The organism is Sphingomonas sp. BL2, assembly GCF_056680015.1.
On the sequence record NZ_CM155261.1, the window covers coordinates 1220697 to 1245560 of the forward strand.

Below are 24864 nucleotides of genomic sequence, written 5' to 3' on the forward strand. Positions count from 1 at the left end.
ATATGCTCGATATCCAGAACAGTCTCGCCAACCCGCTCGTCATTCGCCGCGAGGATTATACCCCGCCCGAGTGGCTGGTCCCCGAGACGAAACTGGCGTTCGACCTCGATCCCTCCACCACCCGCGTAACGGCAACATTGTCGGTCACGCGCAACGGCGATCACGCCGCACCGCTGCGGCTCGACGGCGCGGGCCAGAAGCCGCTCTCGGTCATGGTCGACGGCGTCGCGATCAACGACTGGCGGATCGACGGCGAACAGCTCGTCATCCCGCTCACCGGCGCCGCGCACGTCGTCGAGACGCAGGTCGAGATCGCCCCCGATCGCAACACGCAGTTGATGGGGCTCTACGCATCGGGCGGCAATCTCTGCACCCAGTGCGAGGCAGAAGGCTTCCGCCGCATCACTTATTTCCCCGACCGCCCCGACGTGCTCAGCGTTTATTCGGTCAAGATGACCGCCGACAAGAAGCACTTCCCGGTGCTGCTCGCGAACGGCGACCCGGTCGAACAGGGCGCCTCGGACGACGGCCGCCACTGGGCGACCTGGCACGACCCGTTCCCCAAGCCCTCCTACCTGTTCGCGCTGGTCGCCGGCGACCTCGCGGTAAACCGCAGCAGCTTCACGACGATGTCGGGCCGCGAGGTGTCGCTCGGCATCTGGGTGCGCGAGGCCGACCTGCCCAAGACCGACCACGCGTTGAAAGCGCTCGAACTCGCGATGGCGTGGGACGAGACGACCTATGGCCGCGAGTATGATCTCGACGTGTTCAACATCGTCGCAGTCGACGATTTCAACTTCGGCGCGATGGAGAACAAGGGCCTCAACATCTTCAACTCGCGCTATATCCTGGCCGACCCGGATACCGCGACCGACTACGATTACGACGCGATCGCCGCGGTCGTCGCGCACGAATATTTCCACAACTGGTCGGGCAACCGGATCACCTGCCGAGACTGGTTCCAGCTGTCGCTGAAGGAAGGCTTCACGGTTTACCGCGACCAGGGCTTCTCCGCCGACCAGGGTTCGCGCGCGGTCAAGCGGATCGAGGACGTCCGCGGCCTGCGCGCCTCGCAATTTCCCGAGGATTCGGGCCCACTCGCGCATCCGGTACGGCCTGAATCGTATCAGGAGATCTCGAACTTCTACACCGCGACGATCTACAACAAGGGCGCCGAACTGATTCGGATGATGGCCGCGATCCTCGGACCCGAGGGTTTCCGTGCGGGCACCGACCTGTATTTCGACCGCTACGACGGGACGGCGGCGACCTGTGAGGATTTCGTCACCTCGATGGAGGAAGGCGGCAAGGTCGACCTCACCCAGTTCCGCCTCTGGTATTCGCAGGCGGGAACGCCGCGCGTTTCGGCTAGCCTGTCGCATGACGGCGACCGCGCCACGTTGCGGCTCGCGCAGCAGGTACCCGCGACGCCCGGCCAGCCGGTGAAGTCGCCGATGGTGCTGCCGTTGCGCGTGAAGTTGTTCGGTGCCGAGTCGGGTGCGGCGCTGACCGACGAACGCCTCGTCCTGTTCGACGACACACTCGACACGATCGATTTCGAAGGTCTGGCCGAACGCCCGGTGCTGTCGATCAACCGCGGCTTCTCTGCCCCGGTAGTGGTCGAGAGCGACCGCACCGCCGCCGATCTCGCCTTCCTCAGCGCGTACGACGACGATCCGTTCGCGCGCTACGAGGCGATGCAGCAGTTGATGCTCGACACGCTGGTCGCCTCGGCGGGCGGGCATGCGGATCACGAGGGCGTCATCGCCGCGGTCGCGAACACACTCGCCAATACCGATCTCGATCTGGCGTTCGTCGCGGAGGCGGTGTTGCTGCCGTCGGAAAGCTTCATCGGCGACCAGATGGACGTTGTCGATCCCGACGCGATCTTCCGCGCCCGCGAAGCGCTGCGCCGCGATCTCGGCGCGCGGCTGGATGCGCGATGGCGGCAGGCGTACGCGCGCGGGGAGGGCCAGCCCTACGCCTATACGCCTGAGGGCAAGGGCCTGCGTCGCCTGCGAACCGTCGCACTCGGCTATATAGCGGCAAGCGGTGCGGCGGATGCGGCGGACCTCGCATTCGCGCAGTTCGATTCGGCGGACAACATGACCGACCGGATGGGTGCGCTGACGACGCTGGTCAGCAGCGAGTCGGAGATCCGCACGACCGCGCTCGACATCTTCTACAGTCAATATTGCGACAACCCGCTGGTGCTCGACAAGTGGTTCCAGGCGCAGGCGCAGTCGTCGCGCGGCGATACCGGTGCGATCGTCGCGGGGCTGGCCGAGCATGCTGACTTCACGCTGACCAACCCCAACCGCGCGCGCGCGCTGATCGGCGCGTTCGGCGCGAACCAGCGGGCGTTCAATAACGCCGATGGGAGTGGATACCGGTTCCTCGCGGACCAGCTGATCGCGCTGGACCGCCTCAACCCGCAGACCGCGGCGAAACTCCTGCCGCCGCTCGGCCGCTGGCGCCGGTTCGACGCGGCGCGCGCAGGGTTGATGCGCGCGGAACTGGAGCGGATCGTGCGGACGCCGGGACTGTCGAAGGATGTGTTCGAGCAGGCGTCGAAGAGTCTGGAGGGCTGAACCGGATCTGATCCTCCCCCGCCAGGGGGAGGTGTCTGGCACTTGCCAGACGGAGGGGGAGGAAAGCGATTACCGCTGTTGCGGCGTCCTCCCCCTCCGTCGCCTTCGGCGCCACCTCCCCCTTGCGGGGGAGGATCACGCGATCACCCCCTCACCCGTTCGTGCTGAGCGAAGTCGAAGCACCCTCTCTTGGGGCATGCCCTTCGACTGCGCTCAGGGCGAACGGAAGTATGTAGGGGCGCGCCCAATTCGGAATCTTACCTGCGCGTGGCGAAGAACTCGCGTAAAATCCCCGCAGCCTCGGTTTCGGCAATCCCCGCATAGACTTCAGGCCGATGATGACACGTCGGCTGCCCGAAAAACCGCGGCCCATGCTCCACCGCACCGCCCTTAACATCCGCCGCCCCATAATAGAGCCGCGCGATCCGGGCATGCGCGATCGCCCCGGCACACATCGCACACGGTTCCAGCGTCACCCAGAGATCGCATCCCTCGAGCCGGTCGCTCCCCAAAACCAGAGCAGCAGCGCGAATCGCCTGGATCTCGGCATGCGCAGTCGGATCGCACAACGCCCGCGGCGCATTCGCCCCAGTCGCGATAATCACCCCGTCCTTAACGATAACGGCGCCGACCGGGACTTCCCCAGCCAGCGCCGCATCGCGTGCCGCGTCGAGCGCGCGGCGCATAGGGTCGGGAACGGGGAACATGGCCTCAGGCCCTGCCCCGCAAGCTCCCCCGCGTAAAGGTCAGTTCGGCGCCTGGCTGTTGCCCGGCTTCTCGACATTGATCGTCGGCACCGCCACGGTCTTGTTCTCGGTGCCGAGCGTGACCTTGGCGACGTCGGCCTGGAACTTCGGCGCCTGAACGACGCCCTGGCGGGTCTGGTCGATGTTGATGATCCCGAAATACATCAGGCCGACCACGACCAGCACGACGATCGCGACGAGAGACAAGAGCGTACGCATGGGACATCCCCTTTTATTGAACAGTTCGATAGCGTAACAACGTCGTCGATCGCCGTGGGTTGCACAATGCCCATTGCGGACAACCGCAGGCACGTTCGACGTGAATCGGTTGACGAAAGCCGGCGTGCCAGCTATCCGCGCGCCTTTCCGGGGTTCCTCCCGACACTTGAATAGGTAATCACATGTCGCGCATCTGCGAACTGACCGGCAAGGGCCGGATGGTCGGGAACAACGTCTCCCACGCCAACAACAAGACCAAGCGCACGTTCCTCCCGAACTTACAGAACGTCACGCTGCTTTCCGATTCGCTCGAGAAGGGCGTTAAGCTGCGCGTCTCGACGCACGGCCTGCGTACCGTCGAGCATAACGGTGGCCTCGACAACTGGCTGGTGAAGGTCTCGGACGACAAGCTGTCGCTCCGCGTTCGTCGCCTGAAGCGCGAAGTCGTCAAGAAGATCGCAGCATCGGCCGTCGCCGCCTAACAGCGACGTCGTATTGCGATCACCGCGGCCCGCCCTGCACCTAGCAGGGCGGGCCGTCGGCGTTAGTAAGGCTAGCGATCCAGCCGGAACTTCAGCAGCAGCGTGCGCTGGAGAAACATCTGGTTGTCGTCCGACACGATCCACACGATCGTCGCACCGTTCTCGACCGTCGTGTCGATCCCCTCGAAATTATCATGGATCAGCGGCGCGTCGATCGTCGCGATCAGCCGGCCGCGTGCGATTCGCCCCACCGCGACGTCGCGCGCGGCGACCCGTGATATCCGCGCCGAGAACGTGAACGGCAGCCGAAAACCACGATCGAGCACGAGCAGGTCGCCATTCGGCAACGCAGTGACGTCCGACGGATCGTATCGCCCGAACGGTTCGTACGCGAATCGCTCAGGTACCCCCGTCCCGGTCGGATCGCCCGCGAAGATCAGCGCCTGCCGCGTGTGCAACCGTTCCTCGTCCGACCCGGCCCAGTCCGGCCGACGCACATGCGCCTCCTCGCTGATCACGACGAATCGCCCATCGGGCAGCCGCGCCATCGATTCGGGCCCGCCATTCGACGGCCATTTCCGCATGGCCTCCGGCATCACCCGCGCCTCGTACCGCGCGAACCCCGCAGCATAGCGCCAGATCGAGTTGTCATCTTCGAAGCCGACCCAGATCCTGCCGGTCGCCGGATCGATCGCCATCGATTCGCTGTCGCGGTCGCGTTTCTCCCAGCCAATGCCGGGACCCGCAGGCAGGTTCTCGAACACGACCCGGTGCGGGAGCCAGTCGGCGCCCATGTCGAACTGGACGATATTGCCGCCGTCGCTCAGTAGTGTGAACCGATTGCCGGTCGGCGCTGGCGCAACGTCGAGCGACGAGAATCCCCCGAACGCCGGATCGCGACTGTCGAGCGCCACTCCGCCCAGATACGTCAGCCCGCCGACGCGGACATGCCGCGGGTCGGTGCGATCGAGCACCACGCGCGTCGCGGTCAGCTGCGCCCGTTTGCCGAGCAGGTCGAGCCGCGCTTCGCCCGACCAGGTCGGCACGATCGCGCAGACGCTCACGGCGACGAACAGGACAGTGATCAGGCGCCGCATCGCGTCCCTCATAGGGTGTCCGGCGATCCGCGGAAGCATGAACAGCGGATAACGGAGGCATTCAGGCTTAGCTCAATGCGAATCACTCATAAGCGTCTCATCGAGGATGGAAGCACGGCCCCCGCCGCCGCCGAAATCCCCAACGGGAGACGCACGATGTTCAAGACTTTTACACTCGCCGCCAGTGCCCTCGCATTGGGTGCGACCGCCCTCGTTCCCGCCGCCGCCGATGCGCAGCGCTGGGGCTCGCGCTACGAGCGTGGCTACGATGGCTACCAGGGTGGCGGCTACCGCGACGGTGGCTACGATCGCGGCTACCGCGGCGACTACCGCGAGTATCGCGGCAACGACCGCCGCTACAACTACCGCAGCCGTCGCGGGTGCGACAACACCGGCGGCACGATCATCGGCGCCCTCGCCGGCGGCCTGCTCGGTCACACCATCGCCGGTCGTGGTGACCGGACGCTAGGCGCAGTCCTCGGTGCAGCCGGTGGTGGCCTCGCGGGCAACGCGATCGATAAGTCGGATAACCCCGGGTATTGCCGGCGGTAAGCCCGGCAACGCCCGGGCCGGTGCTCGCGAAAGCGAGCAACCGTCGGCACGGACGGCGGGCAGGCTCAGCCTGACCCGACCGACGACGGCTTTGCCGACGTCGCGCCCGTTCGAGTCCCACCAGTTTCCCAGTTCCCTCGCGTAGCGTATCGAGGGCGAGGGCCGGCTTCCCGTACGGGAGCCGGCCCTTTGTTCGTCTGAATCCGGCACCATAGATAGTGATAGCGCCGCCTCCCCTGCTCCGTCATCCCGGCGAAAGTCAGTATCCAGAGCCACGATCGACGGGGTTCGGTTACCCTGGGTCCTGACTTTCGTCAGGATGACGGTAATGCGTGGATCAGATGTAAGTGGGCGGCCAGTCAGGAGATCCGCTCAGGCACTTCCGCCGCATCCTCGGCAATTGCCGCATCGGGCGCCACCGCTTCCCAAGGAAACACGAACCAATCCTTCGTCACAGCTCGGTCGATCGTCCGCGCACAATACTCGATCCGCTCCGCCGAACTGACGTTATCGATCAGCATCGCAAACCGCACCGAGCCCTCGACAGCCCCCGCCGCCGCCAGCGCGTGCCGCAGATGCGTGATCGTCCGCCCCGAATCATTGATATCGTCGACGAACAGCAACCGCTCGCCCTCCCGCGTCCGCGCAGCGAGCTTCACCAGCGGTTCGTCGGCAAAGTCCTTCACTTGGCTCGAATAATCGACCGACAGAGTCGGCAGCCCGATCGCATGGCTGAGGAAAACCGCCGGCACGAGCCCGCCCCGGCCGATGCCGATGATATAATTGGGTTTCCACGCTGTATCCTCGACCAGCTTGGCGGCGAGGATGTGTACGGCCGCGACAAACTCGTGCTGCGGGATAGGGGTAAAGATCGGCATTTCCGGATGCTAACGGGTCAGGGCGAAGACTTCACCCAAAACCCGCCACATCGCCATCTTGTTTCCCCGCGAAGGCGGGGACCCAGACTGGGCTCCCGCCTTCGCGGGAGAACAAGTTTTAACGTCAGATCGTATCCAGCGCCTGCTCGAAATCGGCGATCAGATCGTCCGGATCCTCGACCCCGATCGAGATACGGACAAGATTGTCCGTGATCCCCAGCGCCTGCTTGCGCGCATCCGGCACAGACAGATGCGTCATCCCCGCAGGATGGCTAGCCAACGTCTCGGTCCCCCCCAGCGACACCGCCAGCTTGGCAATCTTCAGCGCATCGAGGAACGCAAAGCTCTCGCGCTCGCCTCCCTTGAGATACAGCGAGAAGGTCGAACCGCCGCCGGTGCAATGGCGACGATAGATGTCCGCCTGACGCTCCATGCCCGGCTCGTCCTCGAGGAAACCCAGATATGCGACCCGCTCCACCTTCGGATGGTGACGGAGAAAAGCGCAGACCTTCGCGGCATTCTCGCCCGCGCGGCTCATCCGCAGTTCCAGCGTCTCCAGCGAGCGCAGCAACATCCACGCGGTATTCGGATCGGTGATCGTCCCGATCGTGTTCCGCATCGTCCGAATCGTGTTGATGTGCTCCTTGGTGCCGAGCACGCCGCCGGCGACGAGATCCGAATGCCCGCCGACATACTTCGTCAGCGAGTACACCACGATATCTGCGCCATGCTTGAGCGGCTGGAACCACAGCGGCCCGAGGAAGGTGTTGTCGATCGCGATCGGTGGCTTCTCACCCTTGAAGATCGCATCGCGGCTGGCCGCGACCGCCTCGACGTCGACCAGCGCGTTGGTCGGGTTCGCGGGGCTTTCCAGATAGATAAGCGCGACGTTACCGGTCGCCGCCTCGGTCATCACGGCGTCGATCTCTTCACGAGTCGCACCCGCCGGAAAGTCGAGCCACTTGACCCCGAACTTGCCGAGCACGCGGCCGATCAGCGTCTCGGTCGCGGCGTACAACGGCCCCGAATGGACGATCGTGTCGCCCGGCTTGACCATCGCGAGGAACAGCGTCGCGATCGCCGACATGCCCGACGAGAAGGCGAGCGCATCCTCCGCCTCTTCCCAGACGCCAAGGCGATCCTCGAGAATCTCCTGGTTCGGCCCGTTGAAGCGCGAATAGACGAGGCCCTCGGCCCCGCCCGGACGCTTGCCCGTAACGCCTTCGAAGTGGCGCTTGCCCGCCGCCGCGTTGGGGAACACGAACGTCGAGGTGAGGAAGATCGGCGGCTTCAGCGAGCCTTCCGACAGCGCGGGGTCGTAACCGTGGCCCATCATCAGCGTCGACGGCTTCAACTTGCGCCCGCCGATCTTCTCGACCTCGGGCTTCGGCGCGACGCGCGCCGCTACACCGGTCAGGTCCGCTTCTGTCTCAGCGGGTACGGCGCCGGCGTTTTCGGGGGTATCGGACATCAATATGCTCCTGCGTGGCCCGTCTTATGCGGGCCGATGTGCGGAGCCTAAACGAGCGATGCGGGATTTGGGACCCGCTATAGGCCAATGATGCTGATCTGACGCCCATAGGAGGGCTCGCCGCGATGGGTCGCGCGCCGATAGCTGAAGAAGCGATCGTCATCGGCGTAAGTGTCGAGCCCGAGCGCCTCGATCCGGCCGATCCCGGCGACCGCGAGACGGCTGACGACATAGGCCTCCAGGTCGAACTGGTAATGATCGCCCCTGTTCTCGACGGCGCGACCGTCCGCGAAGAAGCGTTCGTTCTCCGGATCGGCCTCGCAGAACCGGCGGATGAAGCCGTCGTCGACCTCATAGCTGGCGCGCGCGATGCACGGCCCGACCGCGGCGACGATCCGGTCGCGGTGCGCACCGATCGCCTCCATCGCGAGGATCGTGGAATCGGTGACGCCCCCGAGCGCGCCTTTCCACCCGGCATGCGCCGCCGCGACGACACCGGCCTCGCGGTCAGCGAACAGCACGGGCGCGCAGTCCGCGGTAAGGATGCCGAGCGCCAGGCCGGGACGGTTGGTGACCAGCGCATCGGCATGCGGACGGATCGCGTCGTCGAACGGCTCGATCACGGTGACCGCGTCGGCGGAATGGACCTGGTAGAGACCGACGAGTCTCGCGCCAGGCAGGACGGCTTCGGTCGCACGACGACGGTTCTCGGCGATGGCGGCGGGGTCGTCGTCGGACCCGATGCCGACATTGAGGCTCGCATACGCGCCGGTCGAGACGCCACCACGCCGGCCGAGAAAGCCATGCGGAATGTTGCCAAGCGCCTTCGCGCGGAGGAGGTCGATGGTCATTTTAGGTCACCCAACATCAAACACAGCCCCCACCCCGGCGGAGGCCGGGGCCCAGTTGGGTGACGTTGCTAACAGCAGGCATCGCGCCGTTACCAAGACCTTTCCAACTGGGCCCCGGCCTCCGCCGGGGTGGTGGCCTTTCGCTACGATATCTCTGGAGGCATCAAGCATCACAGCACAAGCCGCATGATCCGGTCATCATCAGGCTGCTCGCCCACCATGAACACATACCGCCCGATCTCGACGAAGCCGTACCGCTGATAGAACCGGTGCGCCCGGTGGTTATCCACATACACGCTGAGGATCATCTCCGTCCGCCCCTCGGCGCGCGCGACATCGATCGCCCAATCCATCAACGCCGGGCCGACACCCGCACCATGTTGGTCGCCGCGCACATAAAGCTGGTGAAGTTCGATCGCCGTTGCAGGCCAATCGCCAGGAAACGCCACCGGGCCGATCTTCGCAAATCCGACGATCTCACCCGCCTCGTCCACCGCGACACGCACCGTGAAGGCGGGATCGGACAGCTGCGCCGGCAGCCCCTTCTCGCCGAACGTCTGTTCGAGGAACGCGGCGAGGTCTTCGGGCCGATACAGTGTACCGAACGTGTCGGTGAACGACCGCTTCGCCATCGCAGCGAGTTCTGCACCGTCGGCGGGCACCGCATCGCGATAGGCGATCATGCAAACGCCGCGGGGGTCGGCCAGGACGGCGCGGTGATCGCCAGCGCTTTGAAAAGCGTACCCATATCGTCCATCAACCGCCTTCGATCCGCTGCCAATGCCTCCGCCCGCGCAGGCGACGCCTTGGCGAGTGCCGATGTCCGCGAATCGATGCCGAGCGCACCGAGCAGGTCGCGCTGCGTCACCGGCCCCCACGCGACCGCGCCCTCGGTCTGCGCCGCAGCGGCCAGCGTGGTGAAGTCGACATGCGCGGTCAGGTCATGCTCGCCGGGCGCCTCGAACGGATTGGCGAACGCATGCCCGCGCACCGCCTGCAACGTGTCGCCGAGCGCGGGCCCCTCATAGCCATAGTCGACCGCAATCAGCGCACCGCCCTGCGCGGCGAGTCGCTTGGCGAGACCGCGGATGATCGTCACGGCAGCAGGCGAGGTTTCGAGGATCGAGCCTGCGGGCGCGTCGCGGAACGGCTCGGGGATGACGGCATCCGGAAGCGGCTTGCCGGCGATCGGCAGGAACAGCAGGTCCTGCGCCGCGACGAGCCGTTCGTGCCACTGCTCGCGCTTCACCAACTGCCGGATCGGCAGCGCGTCGAAGAACTCGTTGGCGACGACGATCAGCGGACGATCGGTCGGCAGCGAATCGATCGAGTCGTGCCACGTCGCAGCGGGCACACGCTCGGCTTGAGCTTTTCTCAACGCCGGGCTGGTCTCGACGAAATGTACCGGCGGCTCGAGCCCGGCCTTCGCCATCGCCCGCGCGGCATCGGCGGCCAGCGTCCCGCGGCCCGGTCCAAGTTCGACCCAAGCCACCTCGGGGCGCCCCGCGCGATCCCACAGATCCGTACACCACAGCCCGACAAGCTCGCCGAACATCTGGCTGATCTCGGGCGCAGTGGTGAAGTCGCCCCCCGCCCCCAACGGATCGCGCGTCGCATAATAGTGCGCGTTCGCCGCCGCCATATACTGCGCAACGGGGATCGGACCCGCGAGCGCAATCGCGCGGGCGAGACGTTCGGGGAGGGCGGTGTCAGTCATCTTAAATCTCTACCACCCCGGCGGAGGCCGGGGCCCAATTGGAAAGGTCGATGTAACGACGCGCAACGCACGTCACTATGGACATTCCACTTGGGCCCCGGCCTCCGCCGGGGTGGTGCTTCCAATCAAAAACTTAGCTTAAGCGACGCTCGCCGTCCCCGCGATCGACTCCACGCGCACGCGTCGCTTCGCCGACGTCGCCACCAGATACGCGCCACCGACAATCATCGGCACACACAGCCACTGCCCCATGTGCAGCCCGGTATGCTCGGCAAACGCCCGCAGCTGCGAATCCGGCTCGCGGAAGAACTCGACGGTAAACCGCGCGAGGCCGTAGCCCAGCACGAACAGACCGACGAGCTTGCCCGGATCATAGCGCGCCTTGGTCTTCCAGAACGCGAACCAGAGCAACGCGAACAGCAGCACGCCCTCCAGCCCCGCCTCGTAAAGCTGGCTCGGATGCCGCGCCGGCTCGACCATCCCGAACGGCACGGTGCGCTCGAAGATGATGCCCCACGCGACGTCGGTCGGCTTGCCCCACAGCTCGCCATTCACGAAGTTCGCCAGCCGTCCGAAGAACAGCCCGAACGGTACGCAGCACGCGATATAATCGTGTACGCGCAACCAGTTGAGCTGGTGCTTCCGCGCAAACAGGATCAGCCCGATCGACGTGCCGATCACCCCGCCGTGGAACGACATGCCGCCGTCCCACAGCCGGAAGATACGCAAGGGATGCAGGAACATCTCGGGCGCGTAGAAGATCACGTACCCGAGCCGCCCGCCGAGGATGATGCCGAGCGTCGCGTAGAACACCAGGTCGTCGGCATGCCGCCGCGCCATCGGTGCGCCGGGCTGGGCCAGCAGCTTGAGCAGATACCACCAGCCGAGCAGGATCCCACCGATATAGGCGAGGCTATACCAGCGGAGCGTGAAGAAGCCGATCGAGAAGACATCGGGGTGCAGCCCCAGATCCTCGAAGCGGATGTGACTGCCGACGGCAGGCGCTACGGCACCCGCAGCGGCGGTTATGGTCGACAGGATCAAAGGCTTTTCCCCACGCGTTCGCCCCTGCATAAAGACCGATAACGATAAGACCAAGTAGGAGAGCGATATGCGGACCGAGCTAGACCTAGCTATGGATTCGACGATGGCCGCGCTGACCGCGCCCGACGGGATGCTCGCGCTCGGATCGGTCGAGCGGTTCGGCGTCACGCTGCCGACGATCGCCGCCGCCCCGCCCGCGCTCAGCTATTATTTCGCACACTATGCCAACGAGCACCGCGACGCCGTCTTCCTCGTCTCGGGCAATGAACGGCTGACCTTCGGCGAGGTCTACGCCGCCGCCGAGCGCACCGCGCGGGCGCTTGTCGGTGGCTACGGCATCGCCAAGGGTGACCGAGTCGGCATCGCGATGCGCAATTCACCGTCGTGGATCGTGCTGTACATGGGCATCATCATGGCCGGCGGCGTCGCGACGTTGCTCAACGGCTGGTGGCAGGCGGAGGAACTGGAGACCGCGATCGGCGAAGTCGACTGCGCGCTCGTGTTCGCCGATCCGCCGCGGGTGAAGCGGCTCGCGCAAATCGCCGGCCTACGCGCGCCGGTGGTCGAGATCGACGATTCGCGCGAGCTCGACGCCGCGCTTGGAGCCGTGTTCGCGAAAGACGATCACACCGCCGACCTGCCGCTGCTCGGACCCGAGGATCACGCGACGATCCTGTTCACGAGCGGTTCGACCGGCCAGTCGAAGGGCGCGCTCTCCGAACACCGTGCGGTCGTTCAGGGCATCTTCAATTATCTCGGCCAGGCGATGATGATGGTCGGGATCGCCACCGCGCAAGGCAATCCGCCGGTCGGCCAGCCGGTCACGCTGCTGACGATCCCGCTGTTCCACATCACCGGGGAGGTGCCCGTGTTCCTCCAGAGCTTCGCGATGGGGCGCAAACTGGTGCTGATGCCGAAATGGGATGCAGGCGAGGCAATGCGGCTGATCGAGGCGGAAGGCGTCACCTATTTCGTCGGCGTGCCGCTGATGAGCTTCGAGATTCTCAACCATCCGGATCGCGCGAAGTACGACCTGTCGACCGTCACCGATTTCGCCGCGGGGGGCGCACCCCGCCCGGTCGATCACGTCCGCCGCATCGACGAGGAAATGGGCGGAAGCGCGCCGCTGATCGGCTACGGCCTGACCGAGACCAACGCGGTCGGCACCGGCAACTGGCGCGGCAATTACCTCGCCAAGCCCAATTCCGCCGGCCGCCCCGGCGCGCCATTGGTCGACCTCGCGATCCTCGACGATGCCGGCCACCCGGTCGACCAGGGCCAGCGCGGCGAGGTCTGCATCCGCTCGATCTGCAACTTCAAGGAATACTGGAACCGCCCCGACGCGACCGCCGCGGCGTTCACGTCCGACGGCTATTTCCGCACCGGCGACATCGGTTACCTCGACGAGGACGGCTATCTGTTCATCGTCGATCGCAAGAAGGACATCATCATCCGCGGCGGCGAGAACATCTCGTGCCAGGAGGTCGAGGCCGCACTGTACGAACATCCGGCGGTCGCGGAGGCCGCCGTGTTCGGGCTGGCGGACGAGCGCTTCGGCGAAGTGCCGGGCGCAGTGGTGGTCCCGCAGGACGGCGAGACGCTGACCCCGGACGACCTGACCGCGTTCCTCCACCAACACATCGCCGCGTTCAAGACACCGCAGCGCATCTGGATTTCGGAAGAGCCGCTGCCGAGGCTCGGAACGGAGAAGATCGACAAGGTGACGCTGAAAGCCACGTATAGAGCCCTGACCTAAAGTCCCTCGCCCCTCCGGGGAGAGGGAGGGAGGAGCCGCTTGGCGACGGAAGGGAGAGGGGCGTGAGACTCCCGGCACGGCCCCGGAGACCCACTCCCCTCATCCGACGCTACCGCGTCACCTTCTCCCCGTGGGGGAGAAGGATTAGAGCCACCTCATGATCAGCAGGCGTGAGATTTTAGTCGGCGGCGGCGCGGGGATCGGACTCGTCGTCGCCTGGGGTCTGTGGCCACGAACCTACGCCCCCAACCTCGTCGCCAACCCCGGCGAAACCCCGTTCGGCGCGTGGCTCAAGATCGGCACCGACGGCCACGTCACCGTTGCCGTCCCGCAGGTCGAACACGGCCAGGGCGTCTACACGACCCTCCCCCAGATCGTCGCGGACGAGCTCGGCGCGGACTGGCGCACGATCGGCGTCGAGCCCGCCCCGCTCAATCCGCTCTACGCCAACCCAATCGGTGTGCACGACGTGTTCGAAGGCCTGTTCGACCGCCTCCCGCAAGGCACCCCGCAACCACCGATGCTGACCGGCGGATCGAGCTCGATCCGGATGTTCGAGCAAGCCTGTCGCGAGGCTGGTGCGGGCGCCCGCGCGCTGCTCTGCATGGCGGCGGCCAAGCGCTGGGACGCCGACTGGACCCAGGTCAACGTCGACGCAGGCTTCTGCACCTACCAAACCAAGCGCATCCGCTTCGCCGAACTCGCCGAGGAGGCCGCGAAGTTCACCCTCCCCGATCCCCTCCCGCTCGGCATCCAGGGTGCAGGCAAGCTGGTCGGCAAATCCGTCCCCCGCCTCGACACGCCGTCGAAAGTCGACGGCTCGGCCAATTTTGCGGGCGACGTCCGCCTCGCCGACATGGTCCACGCCGCGATCCGCCAGGGCCCCGTCGGCGGTCGCCTGACTAGGGTCGACCGCGCTGCCGCCGAGCGAATCCGCGGCGTGCTGTCGGTGGTCGAGAACCCGCGCTGGGTCGCGGCCGTCGCGACGACGGGGTGGGCCGCGCAAAAGGCGCTCGACGCGCTCTCCCCGCGATTCGAGAACGACGCCCCGCTCCCCGATACCAGGTCGATCGACGCAGCACTCGACGCCGCGCTAGCCCGTCCCGGCACGCAGATGGCGTCGGCAGGCGACGTCGCGGCGACGTTCCAAGGCGCCAAGCTCGTCACCGCAACCTACCGCGCTGGCCTGGGCCTGCACGCAGCGATCGAGACCCGCAGCGCGACCGCCTCCTTATCGAACGGCCGCCTCGAACTCTGGCTCGCGACTCAAGCGCCGGGGCTCGCACGATCGGCAGCAGCGCGCGCGGCGAGCCTCAGCGAAGACGCCGTCGTCGTCCATCCGATGCTGATCGGCGGATCGTTCGGCGCTGCGCTGGAGCACGACGTCGCCGAGCAGGCCGCGGTGCTCGCGGTCAAGCTCCGCCGCCCGGTCAGTCTCGTCTGGTCGCGCGGGGAAGATTCGCTCCACGATCACTACCGCCCACCCGCAGTCGCAAGAATGGCCGCGCGGCTCGCCCCCAACGGCGCAATCATGGGCTGGAGCGCGAACATCGCAGCCCCCTCCACCGGCGCCGAGATGGCACGCCGGATGATGCCGGGCCTCGCGACCGAAGCCGCACTGATCGGCGTCAAAGGCGACCGCTACGCCGTCGCGGGCGCGACGCCCATCTATCGCATCCCCGCCTATGCGATTAAACACCACCCCGCCGAGATCGGCATCCCGACCGGCAACCTCCGCGGCGGCGCGCATGGCTACACCGCATTCTTCACCGAATGCTTCCTCGACGAACTCGCGCGCACCGCGCAGTCCGAACCGATGTCGTTCCGCATCGCCATGCTCGGCGGCGAACCGCGACTCGCACGCTGCCTCTCGACCGCCGCGGCGCTCGGCGGCTGGGACGGAGGCGTCGCCGGCAGCGGCCAGGGGATTGCAGCGCACGCCTTCCGCGGCAGCTACATCGCCGTCATGGCGGAGGCGCATATGGGCCCCGACCAGCGCCCGGTGGTCGACCGCCTCGTCGCCGCGGTCGATTGCGGTGCGCAGATCAATCCCGACATCGTCCGCCAGCAGATCGAGGGCGGGCTGATCTTCGGCATGGCGTCCGCACTCGGCGCCTCGACCGGCTTCACCCGCGGCCTCGCCGACGCGCGCGGGTTCGACACGATCGCCCTGCCCCACCTTGCCGACACGCCCGACATCACCGTCGAGGTCATCCGCAGCGACGAAGCCCCCGGCGGCGTCGGCGAACTCGGCGTCCCCGCAGTCGCGCCCGCGATCGCCAACGCACTCTATGCGTCAACGGGCTTCCGCATCCGCAATTTGCCTTTAAGACCAGCGCCATGACCCTGCCCCCCGATCATCCCCCGATTCCGAAACCCAAGATCGGCGTGTTGCTGATGAACCTCGGCACGCCCGATGGCCCCGATGCGAAATCGGTGAAGCGCTATCTCGGCGAGTTCCTGTCCGATTCGCGTGTCGTCGAGATCCCGCAGATCGCTTGGCAGCCGATCCTCCGCGGCATCATCCTCAACACCCGCCCGAAAAAGTCCGCGCACGCCTATTCGCAGGTCTGGCGCGAGGACGGCTCGCCGCTAGCCGCAATCACACGGTTGCAGGCAGCCGCGCTGAAGGATTCGTTCGGGCCGGAAGTGCTCGTCGACTGGGCGATGCGCTACGGCAATCCGTCGATTTCGGACCGGCTGACGGCGATGAAGGCGGCGGGCTGCGAACGCATCCTGCTCGCGCCGCTCTACCCGCAATATTGCGCAGCAACGACCGCGACCGCGAACGACAAGGCGTTCAAGCATCTGGCGGGGCTTCGTTGGCAGCCAGCTATCCGCACGCTGCCACCTTATTACGACGACACGCTCTACATCGACGCGCTGAAGGACTCGCTCGAGGAGGGGCTTTCCGCGCTCGATTTCACGCCCGACGCGATCGTGGCCAGCTTTCACGGGATGCCGAAGCGGACGTTGCAGCAGGGCGATCCGTATCACTGCCACTGCCAGAAGACCTCGCGGTTGCTCGGCGAGCGCATGGGGCGCGAGCTGACGATCGCCTTCCAGTCGCGGTTCGGGCCGCAGAAGTGGCTGGGGCCGGCGACCGACGAGACGCTCGTCGCGCTCGCCAAGGCGGGCAAGACCAAGGTCGCGATCTTCGCGCCGGGCTTCTCCGCCGATTGCCTGGAGACGCTGGAGGAACTGTCGATCCGCGGGCGCGAGAGCTTCGAAGAGGCTGGCGGGACGCACTTCGCCTATCTCCCCTGCCTCAACGACAGCCCCGTCGGCGTGGAAATGTTGCGCAGCATTTTGGCGCGCGAGCTTGAAGGATGGGTGCGGGCTGGCTAGCCTTCGGCAAAACACTGAGGAGAGAGACTGATGGCACGCGTCGCAATTGTAACCGGTGGTACGCGCGGAATCGGCGAAGCGATCAGTCTCGCATTGCAGGACATGGGCCTGACCGTCGCTGCCACCTATGCTGGCAACGACGACCGCGCGCGCGAGTTCACCGAGCGCACCGGGATCAAGGCGTACAAGTGGGACGTCGCCGACTTTGATGCGTGCCAGGCCGGCTGCGCGCAGGTCGCCGCCGATCTGGGCGACGTCGACATCGTCGTGAACAACGCCGGCATTACCCGCGACGGCACCATCCTGAAGATGACGTACCAGGATTGGAAAGAGGTGATGGACACCAATCTCGGCGGCTGTTTCAACATGGCCAAGGCCGTCTTCCCCGGCATGCGCACGCGCAAATGGGGGCGGATCGTCAACATCGGCTCGATCAACGGCCAGGCCGGGCAGTACGGCCAGGTGAACTATGCTGCGGCCAAGTCGGGCATCCACGGCTTTACGAAAGCCTTGGCGCAGGAGGGCGCACGTGCGGGCGTAACGGTCAACGCGATCGCGCCGGGGTATATCGATACGGACATGGTGGCGGCGGTGCCGGCCGACGTGCTGGAGAAGATCGTGGCGAAGATCCCAGTCGGGCGCCTTGGCCAAGCTACCGAGATCGCGCGCGGCGTGGCGTTCCTGTGTTCGGAGGAGGGCGGGTTCGTCACCGGCTCGACGTTGAGCATCAATGGCGGTCAGCACATGTACTGACGGGCGCAGGTGCGGCAACGTCCGCGCCGATGCCGGCAAGCGAAGCGAGCGGGCAGCGCCCGGCACGGCCGGCGGGTCGGCTAGGCCGAACCCGTCCGACGGCGGCTTTGCCGGCGGCGCTGAGTAGATGTCTACCGGATTACCGAGGACGGTATCGCTTGATACTGGGCCCCGCCTTCGCGGGGGAACGAGCAAGAGTAGCTGCAGAGACCGAACCCCAGCGTCCGCGACGAACAAGGATGCCACCACAAAACGCTCGGCAACCTACTCCCTCTCCCCTCCGGGGAGAGGGGCAGTTCCAAACGCTGTCGCCCGTGGAGCCCCTCACCCAACCCTCTCCCCGAAGGGGAGAGGGCTAACCCCGGCTCAAGCTACCCCGCCATAATCACCCATCGCTAGCCCGCTCGATATCCGCGCCGACCGCGCTCAGCTTCTCCTCCAACCGCTCATACCCACGATCCAGGTGATACACCCGACCCACAGACGTCTCGCCATCCGCCGCAAGCCCCGCCAGGATCAAGCTCATCGAAGCCCGCAAATCCGTTGCCATGACCTGCGCTCCGACCAGCTTGTCGACGCCGCGCACAACCGCGGTCCGCCCGCGCACCTGGATATCCGCGCCCATCCGCGCCAGTTCCGGCACGTGCATGTAGCGATTCTCGAAGATCGTCTCGGTCAGCACGCTGGCACCGTCCGCCTTGCACAGCATCGCCATGAACTGCGCCTGCATGTCGGTCGCGAACCCGGGGTACGGCGCGGTCGACAGCGTCAGCGGCTTCAGCACGCCGTCGGACGCAACGCGCACGCCGTCCTTGGTCGGCGTCACCGATACGCCCGCCTCGACCAGCGCATCGATCGTCGCACCCATGTCCGGGATCGCCACGCCGACCAGCTCCAGATCGCCGCCGGTGATCGCCGCCGCGCACGCGTAACTGCCCGCCTCGATCCGGTCGGGCATCACCGCATAGGTCGCGCCGTGCAGCCGATCGCGGCCTTCGATCGTCAGCGTCTCGGTGCCGATCCCGTCGATCGACGCGCCCATCGCGACCAAGCAGTTGCAAAGGTCGACGATCTCGGGCTCGCGCGCCGCGTTCTCGATCACGCTCGTACCCTTGGCGAGCACTGCCGCCATCACGACATTCTCGGTCGCACCCACAGACACGATCGGGAAGCGGAAGCGGCCGCCCGGCAGGCGCCCACCCGGCGCGATCGCCTTCACATAGCCCGCCGCCATCTCCAGCTCGGCGCCGATCGCCTCCAGAGCGCGCAGATGCAGATCGATCGGACGATTGCCGATCGCACAGCCGCCCGGCAGCGACACCGTCGCCTCGCCGCCACGCCCGAGCAACGGCCCGAGCACCAGGATCGACGCGCGCATTTTCCGCACGATGTCGTAAGGCGCCTCGGTCGAGGTGAGATTGCCCGCGCGGACCGTCATCACCCGGCCGAAATCCTCGGGCCGCGTGCCCTGGATCGCGGTCGACGCGCCAAGCTGGTTGAGCAGGTGGCCGAAGCCGTCGACATCCGCCAGCCGCGGCAAATTGCGCAGCGTCAGCGGTTCCTCGGTCAGCAACGCGCACGGCATCAGCGTGAGCGCGGCGTTCTTCGCGCCGGAGATGGGCAAGCGCCCGGACAGGCGATTGCCGCCGCGAATGAGAATACGGTCCATCCCGGGTGTCTATCGCGGCTGGCGTTCTGCGCAAGGGCCGCGCATCGATCGGGCGACAGGCGGATGCTGGCCGGGGGTAGAGTCCCGTGTCGGGACCGGGCGCGCCTTCCGAAGCGCTAACACACCCCGCTTGATCGACTTTAATGCGCAGAAATCCTAGCTTTGCTCTGTGGTTCTCGAACATTGGGGACCATTACAGAGTGCCGGACAGCTGCTTCGCCGACCGCGTCGGCGATCTCATCGACCTGTCGATGAACGAGAAGGCTGCGTTAGCGCGGTTGGAGGAGCGGCCGCGAGACTTGCGTCGCGGTGCGGTCCTCGTGCGCGAAAACGATCCGCAGGCCGAGCTCTTCATCCTGCAACGCGGCATGGCGATGAGCTATGTGCTGCTCGACGACGGCAGCCGCCAGATTCTGCGCTTCCTCTATGCCGGCGACATGCTGGCGGTTTCGGCGCTCGTGTACCGCGATTCGCCCGAGACGGTGGTGGCGCTGACCGACTGCACGGTGTGTTCGTTCGATCGCTCGGCGATGACCGGGCTCGTCACAGATCATCCGCGGCTGTCGGCGCTCATCATGGTGATGAACCAGATGGAGAAGGTCGCGCTGACCGACCGCCTCGCCGCGCTCGGCCGCACCTCGGCCAAGGCGCGGATCGCGGCGTTGCTGCTCGAAATGCGCAATCGGATGCGGATGCGCGATCGCGCTATGGGCAACAGTTTCACGCTCGGTCTGACACAGGAAGAGATCGGCGACGCCACCGGGCTCACGGCGGTCCACGTCAACCGCATGCTGCGCCAGCTAGAAGAGGACGGCCTGATTCGCCGCGAAATGGGTCGCGTCACGCTGCTCAACGAGGTGCAATTGGCGCAGGCCGCGAACTACATCGACCGCTTCGAAGGGCTCGATCTGCGCTGGTTGCCGCCAGCGCGGTAACTCTCAATCCTCCCCCGCAAGGGGGAGGTGGCTGGCTCTGGCCAGACGGAGGGGGAGGATACGAAACAGGGGTGGCGCTTGCCTCCCCCTCCGTCACCTTCGGTGCCACCTCCCCTAGCGGGGGAGGATCAGCGAGAAGGCTCAAACGGTAGAGCTCACGCCTTCTCGAGCGTGCACTGTAGCGGATGCTGGTTCTGCTTGGCGAAATCCATGACCTGGCTCACCTTCGTCTCCGCCACCTCGTAGCTGAAAGTGCCGCACACCCCGACGCCCTTCTGGTGGACGTGCAGCATCACGCGAGTCGCGGCTTCCATGTCCATCCGGAAGAAGCGCTGAAGGCACAGCACGACGAACTCCATCGGCGTATAGTCGTCGTTGAGCATCAGTACGCGGTACGGCGTCGGCTGTTTGGTCTTCGCGCGCGTCTTGGTCGCGATACCGGCGCCGGTGCCACCCCCGGTGCCATCATGGCCGTCCTCGCCATTATCGTCGCGGCGCTCGGCCATCTGCTCGCCCGTCCGCTGGGGAGTCGTCATTTCAGGGGTCAAAAGCATGCTGCCAAAATATGGCATGCCGGGGGGCAAGGGCAAGGGGGCGCCGGCACCCGTCGCGCGAAAACCGCAAACGCAAAAGGGGCGACCGTCGCGTGACGGCCGCCCCTTTCGTAACGCACTGCCCGAAGGCGGCGCGCTGTCGACTTAGGCCGAGATCTTCATCTTGTCGGTCGCGACCGCAACGCGGTTCGAGATCGGCTGCGCGAACTCGCCGAACATCTTCAGCATCCGCTCGGTCGAGCGCGAACCCTCAGCGATCATCGTGTCGAACGCGGTGCGCGCATAATCGCCCTGGAGCTTCATGAACTCGGTCGGCGACTTGGCGGCAGCGAGCGTCTTGGCGGCTTCGGTCGCGCTCTCGAACGAGGTCTTGGCGTAGTCGGCAGCTTCCTGGCCGAGCGCCTCGACGTTCTTCGCAGCGATCTTCGACGATTCGACGAGTGCCTCGATGTTGCCCTTGCCGAATGCGACGAAATCTTCCGCCATCTTCGCGGACTTTTCCATCGCGCCCTTGGCCTGCTCGTTGAATTCGGCAGTGTTCGAACCGCTGAAGAGGGCCTTGGTCTTCTCGGTGATGCTCTGGATCGTGTCCATCGTGGCGTCCTTTGTTTCGCTGGCTAGGGTTTCGCTAGCTGGGATCCCCGTTGGCGCGGCGGCCTGAATCGGGGCGGGAATGTCCGTGTGCGGCGATACAAAAGCAGCCGCGAGAGGTTGAGGTGCCGGCGTCTTGGCGATCGGCTCGAATGCCGGTTTCGCCGGCTTGGCGACGGTCCGAGGAGCCTTCGCGATGGCGGCAGGCTTCGAACCGGCCTTGGCCGTCCGTTTCACGATATCCACCATCCACGCACCTCTCTTCGGAGTTATGTCGCGGTCTTCATACACCAATTCTCGCGCCGCACAATAAAATTGTGCACTGCACCATGACGCAAACGTAAGGTAGCGCTATCGGCTCTTCACATACTCGCCGGGCGCCTCGCCAAGCGCCTTCAGAGCCCCCTCTCCCGGTAGCCGCGCACCGTCCGCGGCCACCGTCTCGTCATCCAGCGCACGCAACCATTCGACCCAATCCGGCCACCAACTCCCCTTCGTCTCGGTCGCACCGGCAACGAAGTCCTCAAGCGTCGTATGCGCGCCAGGATTGGTCCAGTATTGATACTTCCCCGCAGCCGGCGGGTTGACCACACCCGCGATATGCCCCGACCCGGCCAGTACGAACCTCAGCGGCCCGGCAAACAAGTGCGTGAGTTTCCAGACGCTTTCGGCCGGGGCGATATGATCCTCGCGCCCCGCCTGGACATAGCTCGGCGTCGCGACCTTGGTCAGGTCGATCGGTGTACCATCCACCGTCATCGTGCCCGTCACGAGCAGATTGTCGCGGTAGAGATCGGTCAGATAGCTCAGATGCCATTTCGCGGGCAGGTTGGTCGTGTCGCCATTCCAGTGGAGTAGATCGAACGGCACGTAATCCTGCCCCAGCAGGTAATTCTGCGTGACGTAGTTCCAGATCAGGTCGCGCCCGCGCAGCAGGTTGAACGTCGTCGCCATGTAGCGCCCGTCGAGGAACCCCTCGGGCGACAGCGACGCGACCATCTTCAACTGCTCGTCATCGATGAAATGCTGCAGTTCGCCAGCTTGCGCGAAGTCGACCTGGGCGGTGAAGAACGTCGCGCTCGCGACCTTCGCGGCCTCGCCCCGCGCCGCCAGCAGCGCCAGCGTCGCGGCCAGCGTCGTTCCCGCCACGCAATAGCCGATCGTGTGCACCGCCGGCACGTCGAGCGCGGCGCGCACCGTGTCGATCGCCTCGACCTGCGCGCCGACATAATCGTCCCAGACCACATCCTTCATGCTCGAATCGGCCGACTTCCACGACACCATGAACACGGTGATGCCCTGCTCGACCGCCCAGCGGATGAAGCTCTTCTCCGGCGTAAGGTCGAGGATGTAGAACCGGTTGATCCACGGCGGAAAGATGACGAGCGGCGTCGCCAGCACGCGCTCGGTGGTCGGACTGTACTGGATCAGCTCGTAGAGCGGCGTGCGTTTCACCACCCTGCCCGGCGTCATCGCCAGGTTGCGCCCGAGCTCGAACGCGCCGTCGGGCGTATGCGTCACCTGCCCGCGGGCAAGATCCGCCATCATGTTCTGCAGGCCTTTCAGCAGGTTCTCGCCGCGCGTTTCGATCGTCTTCTCGATCACCTGCGGGTTGGTCAGCGCGAAATTGGTCGGGCTCATCGCATCGACGAACCCCTTGGTCGCGAACCGCAACTGCTCCTTCTGCTTGGGGTCGAGCCCGTCCACCGCCTCGACGCCGCGGAGCATGTGGTCGCCGATCAACTGATAACTCTGCCGGATCAGATCGAACACCGGCTCGCGCCACTGCGGCGCCTTGAAGCGCTTGTCGGTCACCGGCGCGGCCTCGGGCGCCTTGGCCGGATCGAGAAACCGCTGCCACAACGTCAGGCTCTCGGCCCAGAAATCGCGCGCGCGTTCCAGCGTCGCGGGGTCGGTGAAGCCTGGAATCGCCGGCATTCCCTCGGGCTTGGCCTGCATCGCCGCGAGCCCCTGCTCCATCATCATCTGCTGCGCACGCCCCATCACCCACGTCCAATGCTGGAGATCGGGGAGGGTCGGCGTGGAGGCGTCGGGAGGAGTATCGGCCATGGCATCCTCTGCTTTTTCGGGAGCTTAACGCAGACACCGGCTCGGCGGAAGCCATGGTCACATCGACGATTGTTGGTCGCAGGAAACTTCGCGATCCCCCCCCGCCAGGGGGAGGTGGCTGGCCCTTGCCAGACGGAGGGGGAGGACACGGAGCAGAGGTTGCGCCTGCCTCCCCCTCCGTCACCTTCGGTGCCACCTCCCCCTGGCGGGGGAGGATCGAAAATGGAGCCCAACCAGAATACCCCAGCTTTCGCCCCCTCGACGAATGAGGCGGATGACGCCCCCGCTCACCTGCGGTACAGCACCCGCTCCTCCAGCTAGAGGCTGATCATGTCCGAAGACTTCTACCGCATCAAACGCTTACCCCCCTATGTCATCGCCGAAGTGAACGCGATGCGGGCGGCGGCGCGCGCGGGCGGGGAGGACATCATCGATCTCGGCATGGGCAATCCCGACCTGCCGCCGCCCGAGCACGTCATCGAGAAGCTCGTCGAAGTCGCGCGCAAGCCCAGCGCGCACGGCTATTCGCAGTCGAAGGGCATCCCCGGCCTGCGAAAAGCCCAGGCGAACTATTACGGTCGCCGGTTCGGGGTCGACGTCGATCCCGAGACCGAGGTCGTCGTGACGATGGGCTCAAAGGAGGGCCTCGCGAGTCTCGCCACCGCGATCACCGCGCCCGGCGACGTCGTGCTCGCGCCTAACCCGTCCTATCCGATCCACACCTTCGGCTTTATCATCGCCGGCGCGACGATCCGCGCGGTGCCGACCACGCCGGACGAGGCGTATTTCGAGAGCCTCGAGCGTGCGATGGCGTTCACCGTCCCCGCGCCGTCGGTGCTGGTGATGGGCTATCCGTCGAACCCGACCGCCGAAGTCGTCGACCTCGCCTTCTACGAGCGAGTCGTAGAATTCGCGAAGAGGCACAAGCTCTGGGTGATCTCCGACCTCGCTTATTCGGAGCTGTATTTCGACGGCAAACCGACCCCCTCGATCCTCCAGGTGCCGGGCGCGAAGGACGTCGCGATCGAGTTCACCTCGCTCAGCAAGACCTATTCGATGGCCGGTTGGCGGATGGGCTTCGGGGTTGGCAACAAGACGCTGATCGCGGCGATGACGCGCGTGAAGTCGTATCTCGATTACGGTGCGTTCACGCCGATCCAGGCCGCCGCGTGTGCCGCGCTCAACGGCCCGCAGGACATCGTCGAGCGCAACCGCCAGCTCTACCACAAGCGCCGCGACGTACTGGTCGAGAGCTTCGGCCGCGCCGGGTGGGACATCCCAAGCCCTCGCGCATCCATGTTCGCCTGGGCCCCATTGCCGCCGGCGCTCGCGCATTTAGGTAGCCTTGAGTTCACCAAACAATTGCTGACTCACGCGCACGTCGCCGTTGCCCCAGGCGTGGGCTACGGCGAAAATGGCGAGGGTTATGTGAGGATCGCGATGGTCGAGAACGAACAGCGGCTCCGCCAGGCGGCGCGCAACGTGAAGAAATATCTCCAGTCGATGGGCGTCAACACGCCCGCGCGTGGCGCCGGCTAAC

General features: G+C 65.9%; 22 protein-coding genes. 9 read left to right on the forward strand and 13 right to left on the reverse strand.

The genetic code is table 11. The features are described from left to right. The first annotated feature begins 2 nt into the window (after positions 1 to 2). Positions 3 to 2591: an aminopeptidase N gene (gene pepN, locus AC1ME3_RS05570; RefSeq protein ID WP_480955768.1), complete on the forward strand. Its 2589-nt coding sequence runs from the start codon at positions 3 to 5 to the stop codon at positions 2589 to 2591. Positions 2592 to 2848: 257 nt separating this feature from the next. On the opposite strand, the gene AC1ME3_RS05575 is transcribed toward pepN, so the two are convergent. Then, a complete protein-coding gene (locus AC1ME3_RS05575; protein ID WP_480955769.1) occupies positions 2849 to 3277 on the reverse strand; it encodes a nucleoside deaminase in 429 nt (142 codons plus the stop codon). 60 nt (positions 3278 to 3337) lie between these two features. Continuing rightward, positions 3338 to 3556 carry a hypothetical protein gene (locus AC1ME3_RS05580; protein WP_056487387.1) on the reverse strand — a complete coding sequence of 73 codons (219 nt, stop codon included), beginning with the start codon at positions 3554 to 3556 and terminating at the stop codon, positions 3338 to 3340. A 182-nt stretch (positions 3557 to 3738) separates the two neighbouring features. Between AC1ME3_RS05580 and rpmB the strand changes: the two genes are divergently transcribed. Next, a complete protein-coding gene (gene rpmB, locus AC1ME3_RS05585; protein ID WP_056053386.1) occupies positions 3739 to 4038 on the forward strand; it encodes a 50S ribosomal protein L28 in 300 nt (99 codons plus the stop codon). A gap of 71 nt (positions 4039 to 4109) precedes the next feature. On the opposite strand, the gene AC1ME3_RS05590 is transcribed toward rpmB, so the two are convergent. Continuing rightward, a complete protein-coding gene (locus tag AC1ME3_RS05590; protein ID WP_480955188.1) occupies positions 4110 to 5135 on the reverse strand; it encodes an esterase-like activity of phytase family protein in 1026 nt (341 codons plus the stop codon). 156 nt (positions 5136 to 5291) lie between these two features. Here AC1ME3_RS05590 and AC1ME3_RS05595 point away from each other — a divergent pair, with 156 nt between their 5' ends. After that, entirely contained in the window at positions 5292 to 5687 is a 396-nt protein-coding gene (locus AC1ME3_RS05595; RefSeq protein ID WP_056487390.1) for a glycine zipper 2TM domain-containing protein, read from the forward strand. Positions 5688 to 6046: 359 nt separating this feature from the next. Here the strand turns inward: AC1ME3_RS05595 and AC1ME3_RS05600 are convergent, their stop codons facing one another. The 6 genes from AC1ME3_RS05600 to lgt all read right to left on the reverse strand — a co-directional run bounded on the left by AC1ME3_RS05600 (position 6047) and on the right by lgt (position 11678). Continuing rightward, on the reverse strand, positions 6047 to 6565 hold the full coding sequence (locus tag AC1ME3_RS05600) for a phosphoribosyltransferase (RefSeq protein ID WP_480955189.1): 519 nt from the start codon (positions 6563 to 6565) through the stop codon (positions 6047 to 6049). Between the two features lie 124 nt (positions 6566 to 6689). Further along, the gene (locus AC1ME3_RS05605; RefSeq protein ID WP_107954100.1) at positions 6690 to 8036 is read right to left on the reverse strand and encodes a cystathionine gamma-synthase family protein; all 1347 of its coding nucleotides are present in this window, start codon (positions 8034 to 8036) and stop codon (positions 6690 to 6692) included. A 77-nt stretch (positions 8037 to 8113) separates the two neighbouring features. Then, complete coding sequence (gene pgeF, locus AC1ME3_RS05610) at positions 8114 to 8887, reverse strand: peptidoglycan editing factor PgeF (RefSeq protein WP_480955190.1); 774 nt, start codon at positions 8885 to 8887, stop codon at positions 8114 to 8116. Positions 8888 to 9057: 170 nt separating this feature from the next. After that, positions 9058 to 9570, reverse strand: a complete 513-nt coding sequence (locus AC1ME3_RS05615; RefSeq protein ID WP_480955191.1) for an N-acetyltransferase family protein — start codon at positions 9568 to 9570, stop codon at positions 9058 to 9060. Continuing rightward, entirely contained in the window at positions 9567 to 10604 is a 1038-nt protein-coding gene (locus tag AC1ME3_RS05620) for a class I SAM-dependent methyltransferase (RefSeq protein ID WP_480955192.1), read from the reverse strand. The genes AC1ME3_RS05615 and AC1ME3_RS05620 overlap by 4 nt, the downstream gene beginning before the upstream one ends. A 138-nt stretch (positions 10605 to 10742) precedes the next feature. Next, positions 10743 to 11678, reverse strand: coding sequence for a prolipoprotein diacylglyceryl transferase (gene lgt, locus AC1ME3_RS05625; RefSeq protein WP_480955193.1), 936 nt, complete (start codon positions 11676 to 11678; stop codon positions 10743 to 10745). A 37-nt stretch (positions 11679 to 11715) separates the two neighbouring features. Here lgt and AC1ME3_RS05630 point away from each other — a divergent pair, with 37 nt between their 5' ends. The 4 genes from AC1ME3_RS05630 to phbB all read left to right on the forward strand — a co-directional run bounded on the left by AC1ME3_RS05630 (position 11716) and on the right by phbB (position 17505). Continuing rightward, positions 11716 to 13404 carry a class I adenylate-forming enzyme family protein gene (locus AC1ME3_RS05630; protein WP_480955194.1) on the forward strand — a complete coding sequence of 563 codons (1689 nt, stop codon included), beginning with the start codon at positions 11716 to 11718 and terminating at the stop codon, positions 13402 to 13404. A gap of 157 nt (positions 13405 to 13561) precedes the next feature. Beyond that, positions 13562 to 15748, forward strand: coding sequence for a xanthine dehydrogenase family protein molybdopterin-binding subunit (locus AC1ME3_RS05635; protein ID WP_480955195.1), 2187 nt, complete (start codon positions 13562 to 13564; stop codon positions 15746 to 15748). Then, complete coding sequence (gene hemH / locus AC1ME3_RS05640) at positions 15745 to 16752, forward strand: ferrochelatase (protein WP_480955196.1); 1008 nt, start codon at positions 15745 to 15747, stop codon at positions 16750 to 16752. The genes AC1ME3_RS05635 and hemH overlap by 4 nt, the downstream gene beginning before the upstream one ends. A 30-nt stretch (positions 16753 to 16782) precedes the next feature. Then, positions 16783 to 17505, forward strand: a complete 723-nt coding sequence (gene phbB / locus AC1ME3_RS05645; protein WP_480955197.1) for an acetoacetyl-CoA reductase — start codon at positions 16783 to 16785, stop codon at positions 17503 to 17505. A gap of 385 nt (positions 17506 to 17890) precedes the next feature. On the opposite strand, the gene murA is transcribed toward phbB, so the two are convergent. Continuing rightward, entirely contained in the window at positions 17891 to 19174 is a 1284-nt protein-coding gene (murA, locus tag AC1ME3_RS05650) for a UDP-N-acetylglucosamine 1-carboxyvinyltransferase (RefSeq protein ID WP_480955198.1), read from the reverse strand. A 251-nt stretch (positions 19175 to 19425) separates the two neighbouring features. Here murA and AC1ME3_RS05655 point away from each other — a divergent pair, with 251 nt between their 5' ends. Beyond that, positions 19426 to 20109, forward strand: a complete 684-nt coding sequence (locus AC1ME3_RS05655; protein ID WP_480955770.1) for a Crp/Fnr family transcriptional regulator — start codon at positions 19426 to 19428, stop codon at positions 20107 to 20109. Positions 20110 to 20264: 155 nt separating this feature from the next. Here the strand turns inward: AC1ME3_RS05655 and clpS are convergent, their stop codons facing one another. From clpS to AC1ME3_RS05670, 3 genes are all read right to left on the reverse strand, one after another. Then, positions 20265 to 20615: an ATP-dependent Clp protease adapter ClpS gene (gene clpS, locus AC1ME3_RS05660; RefSeq protein ID WP_056066412.1), complete on the reverse strand. Its 351-nt coding sequence runs from the start codon at positions 20613 to 20615 to the stop codon at positions 20265 to 20267. A 192-nt stretch (positions 20616 to 20807) separates the two neighbouring features. Continuing rightward, the gene (locus AC1ME3_RS05665) at positions 20808 to 21491 is read right to left on the reverse strand and encodes a phasin family protein (RefSeq protein ID WP_480955199.1); all 684 of its coding nucleotides are present in this window, start codon (positions 21489 to 21491) and stop codon (positions 20808 to 20810) included. Between the two features lie 114 nt (positions 21492 to 21605). Beyond that, on the reverse strand, positions 21606 to 23324 hold the full coding sequence (locus AC1ME3_RS05670; RefSeq protein ID WP_480955200.1) for a PHA/PHB synthase family protein: 1719 nt from the start codon (positions 23322 to 23324) through the stop codon (positions 21606 to 21608). A 330-nt stretch (positions 23325 to 23654) separates the two neighbouring features. Between AC1ME3_RS05670 and AC1ME3_RS05675 the strand changes: the two genes are divergently transcribed. Further along, positions 23655 to 24863: an LL-diaminopimelate aminotransferase gene (locus AC1ME3_RS05675; protein ID WP_480955201.1), complete on the forward strand. Its 1209-nt coding sequence runs from the start codon at positions 23655 to 23657 to the stop codon at positions 24861 to 24863. Position 24864 lies beyond the last annotated feature (1 nt).

Excerpts from the sequence above, each read along its gene's own strand:
- pepN (WP_480955768.1), top strand. The coding sequence starts at position 3 with ATGCTCGATATCCAGAACAGTCTCGCCAACCCGCTCGTCATTCGCCGC.
- AC1ME3_RS05575 (WP_480955769.1), bottom strand. The coding sequence starts at position 3,277 with ATGCGCCGCGCGCTCGACGCGGCACGCGATGCGGCGCTGGCTGGGGAA.
- AC1ME3_RS05580 (WP_056487387.1), bottom strand. The coding sequence starts at position 3,556 with ATGCGTACGCTCTTGTCTCTCGTCGCGATCGTCGTGCTGGTCGTGGTC.
- rpmB (WP_056053386.1), top strand. The coding sequence starts at position 3,739 with ATGTCGCGCATCTGCGAACTGACCGGCAAGGGCCGGATGGTCGGGAAC.
- AC1ME3_RS05590 (WP_480955188.1), bottom strand. The coding sequence starts at position 5,135 with ATGCGGCGCCTGATCACTGTCCTGTTCGTCGCCGTGAGCGTCTGCGCG.
- AC1ME3_RS05595 (WP_056487390.1), top strand. The coding sequence starts at position 5,292 with ATGTTCAAGACTTTTACACTCGCCGCCAGTGCCCTCGCATTGGGTGCG.
- AC1ME3_RS05600 (WP_480955189.1), bottom strand. The coding sequence starts at position 6,565 with ATGCCGATCTTTACCCCTATCCCGCAGCACGAGTTTGTCGCGGCCGTA.
- AC1ME3_RS05605 (WP_107954100.1), bottom strand. The coding sequence starts at position 8,036 with ATGTCCGATACCCCCGAAAACGCCGGCGCCGTACCCGCTGAGACAGAA.
- pgeF (WP_480955190.1), bottom strand. The coding sequence starts at position 8,887 with ATGACCATCGACCTCCTCCGCGCGAAGGCGCTTGGCAACATTCCGCAT.
- AC1ME3_RS05615 (WP_480955191.1), bottom strand. The coding sequence starts at position 9,570 with ATGATCGCCTATCGCGATGCGGTGCCCGCCGACGGTGCAGAACTCGCT.
- AC1ME3_RS05620 (WP_480955192.1), bottom strand. The coding sequence starts at position 10,604 with ATGACTGACACCGCCCTCCCCGAACGTCTCGCCCGCGCGATTGCGCTC.
- lgt (WP_480955193.1), bottom strand. The coding sequence starts at position 11,678 with ATGCAGGGGCGAACGCGTGGGGAAAAGCCTTTGATCCTGTCGACCATA.
- AC1ME3_RS05630 (WP_480955194.1), top strand. The coding sequence starts at position 11,716 with ATGCGGACCGAGCTAGACCTAGCTATGGATTCGACGATGGCCGCGCTG.
- AC1ME3_RS05635 (WP_480955195.1), top strand. The coding sequence starts at position 13,562 with ATGATCAGCAGGCGTGAGATTTTAGTCGGCGGCGGCGCGGGGATCGGA.
- hemH (WP_480955196.1), top strand. The coding sequence starts at position 15,745 with ATGACCCTGCCCCCCGATCATCCCCCGATTCCGAAACCCAAGATCGGC.
- phbB (WP_480955197.1), top strand. The coding sequence starts at position 16,783 with ATGGCACGCGTCGCAATTGTAACCGGTGGTACGCGCGGAATCGGCGAA.
- murA (WP_480955198.1), bottom strand. The coding sequence starts at position 19,174 with ATGGACCGTATTCTCATTCGCGGCGGCAATCGCCTGTCCGGGCGCTTG.
- AC1ME3_RS05655 (WP_480955770.1), top strand. The coding sequence starts at position 19,426 with ATGAACGAGAAGGCTGCGTTAGCGCGGTTGGAGGAGCGGCCGCGAGAC.
- clpS (WP_056066412.1), bottom strand. The coding sequence starts at position 20,615 with ATGGCCGAGCGCCGCGACGATAATGGCGAGGACGGCCATGATGGCACC.
- AC1ME3_RS05670 (WP_480955200.1), bottom strand. The coding sequence starts at position 23,324 with ATGGCCGATACTCCTCCCGACGCCTCCACGCCGACCCTCCCCGATCTC.
- AC1ME3_RS05675 (WP_480955201.1), top strand. The coding sequence starts at position 23,655 with ATGTCCGAAGACTTCTACCGCATCAAACGCTTACCCCCCTATGTCATC.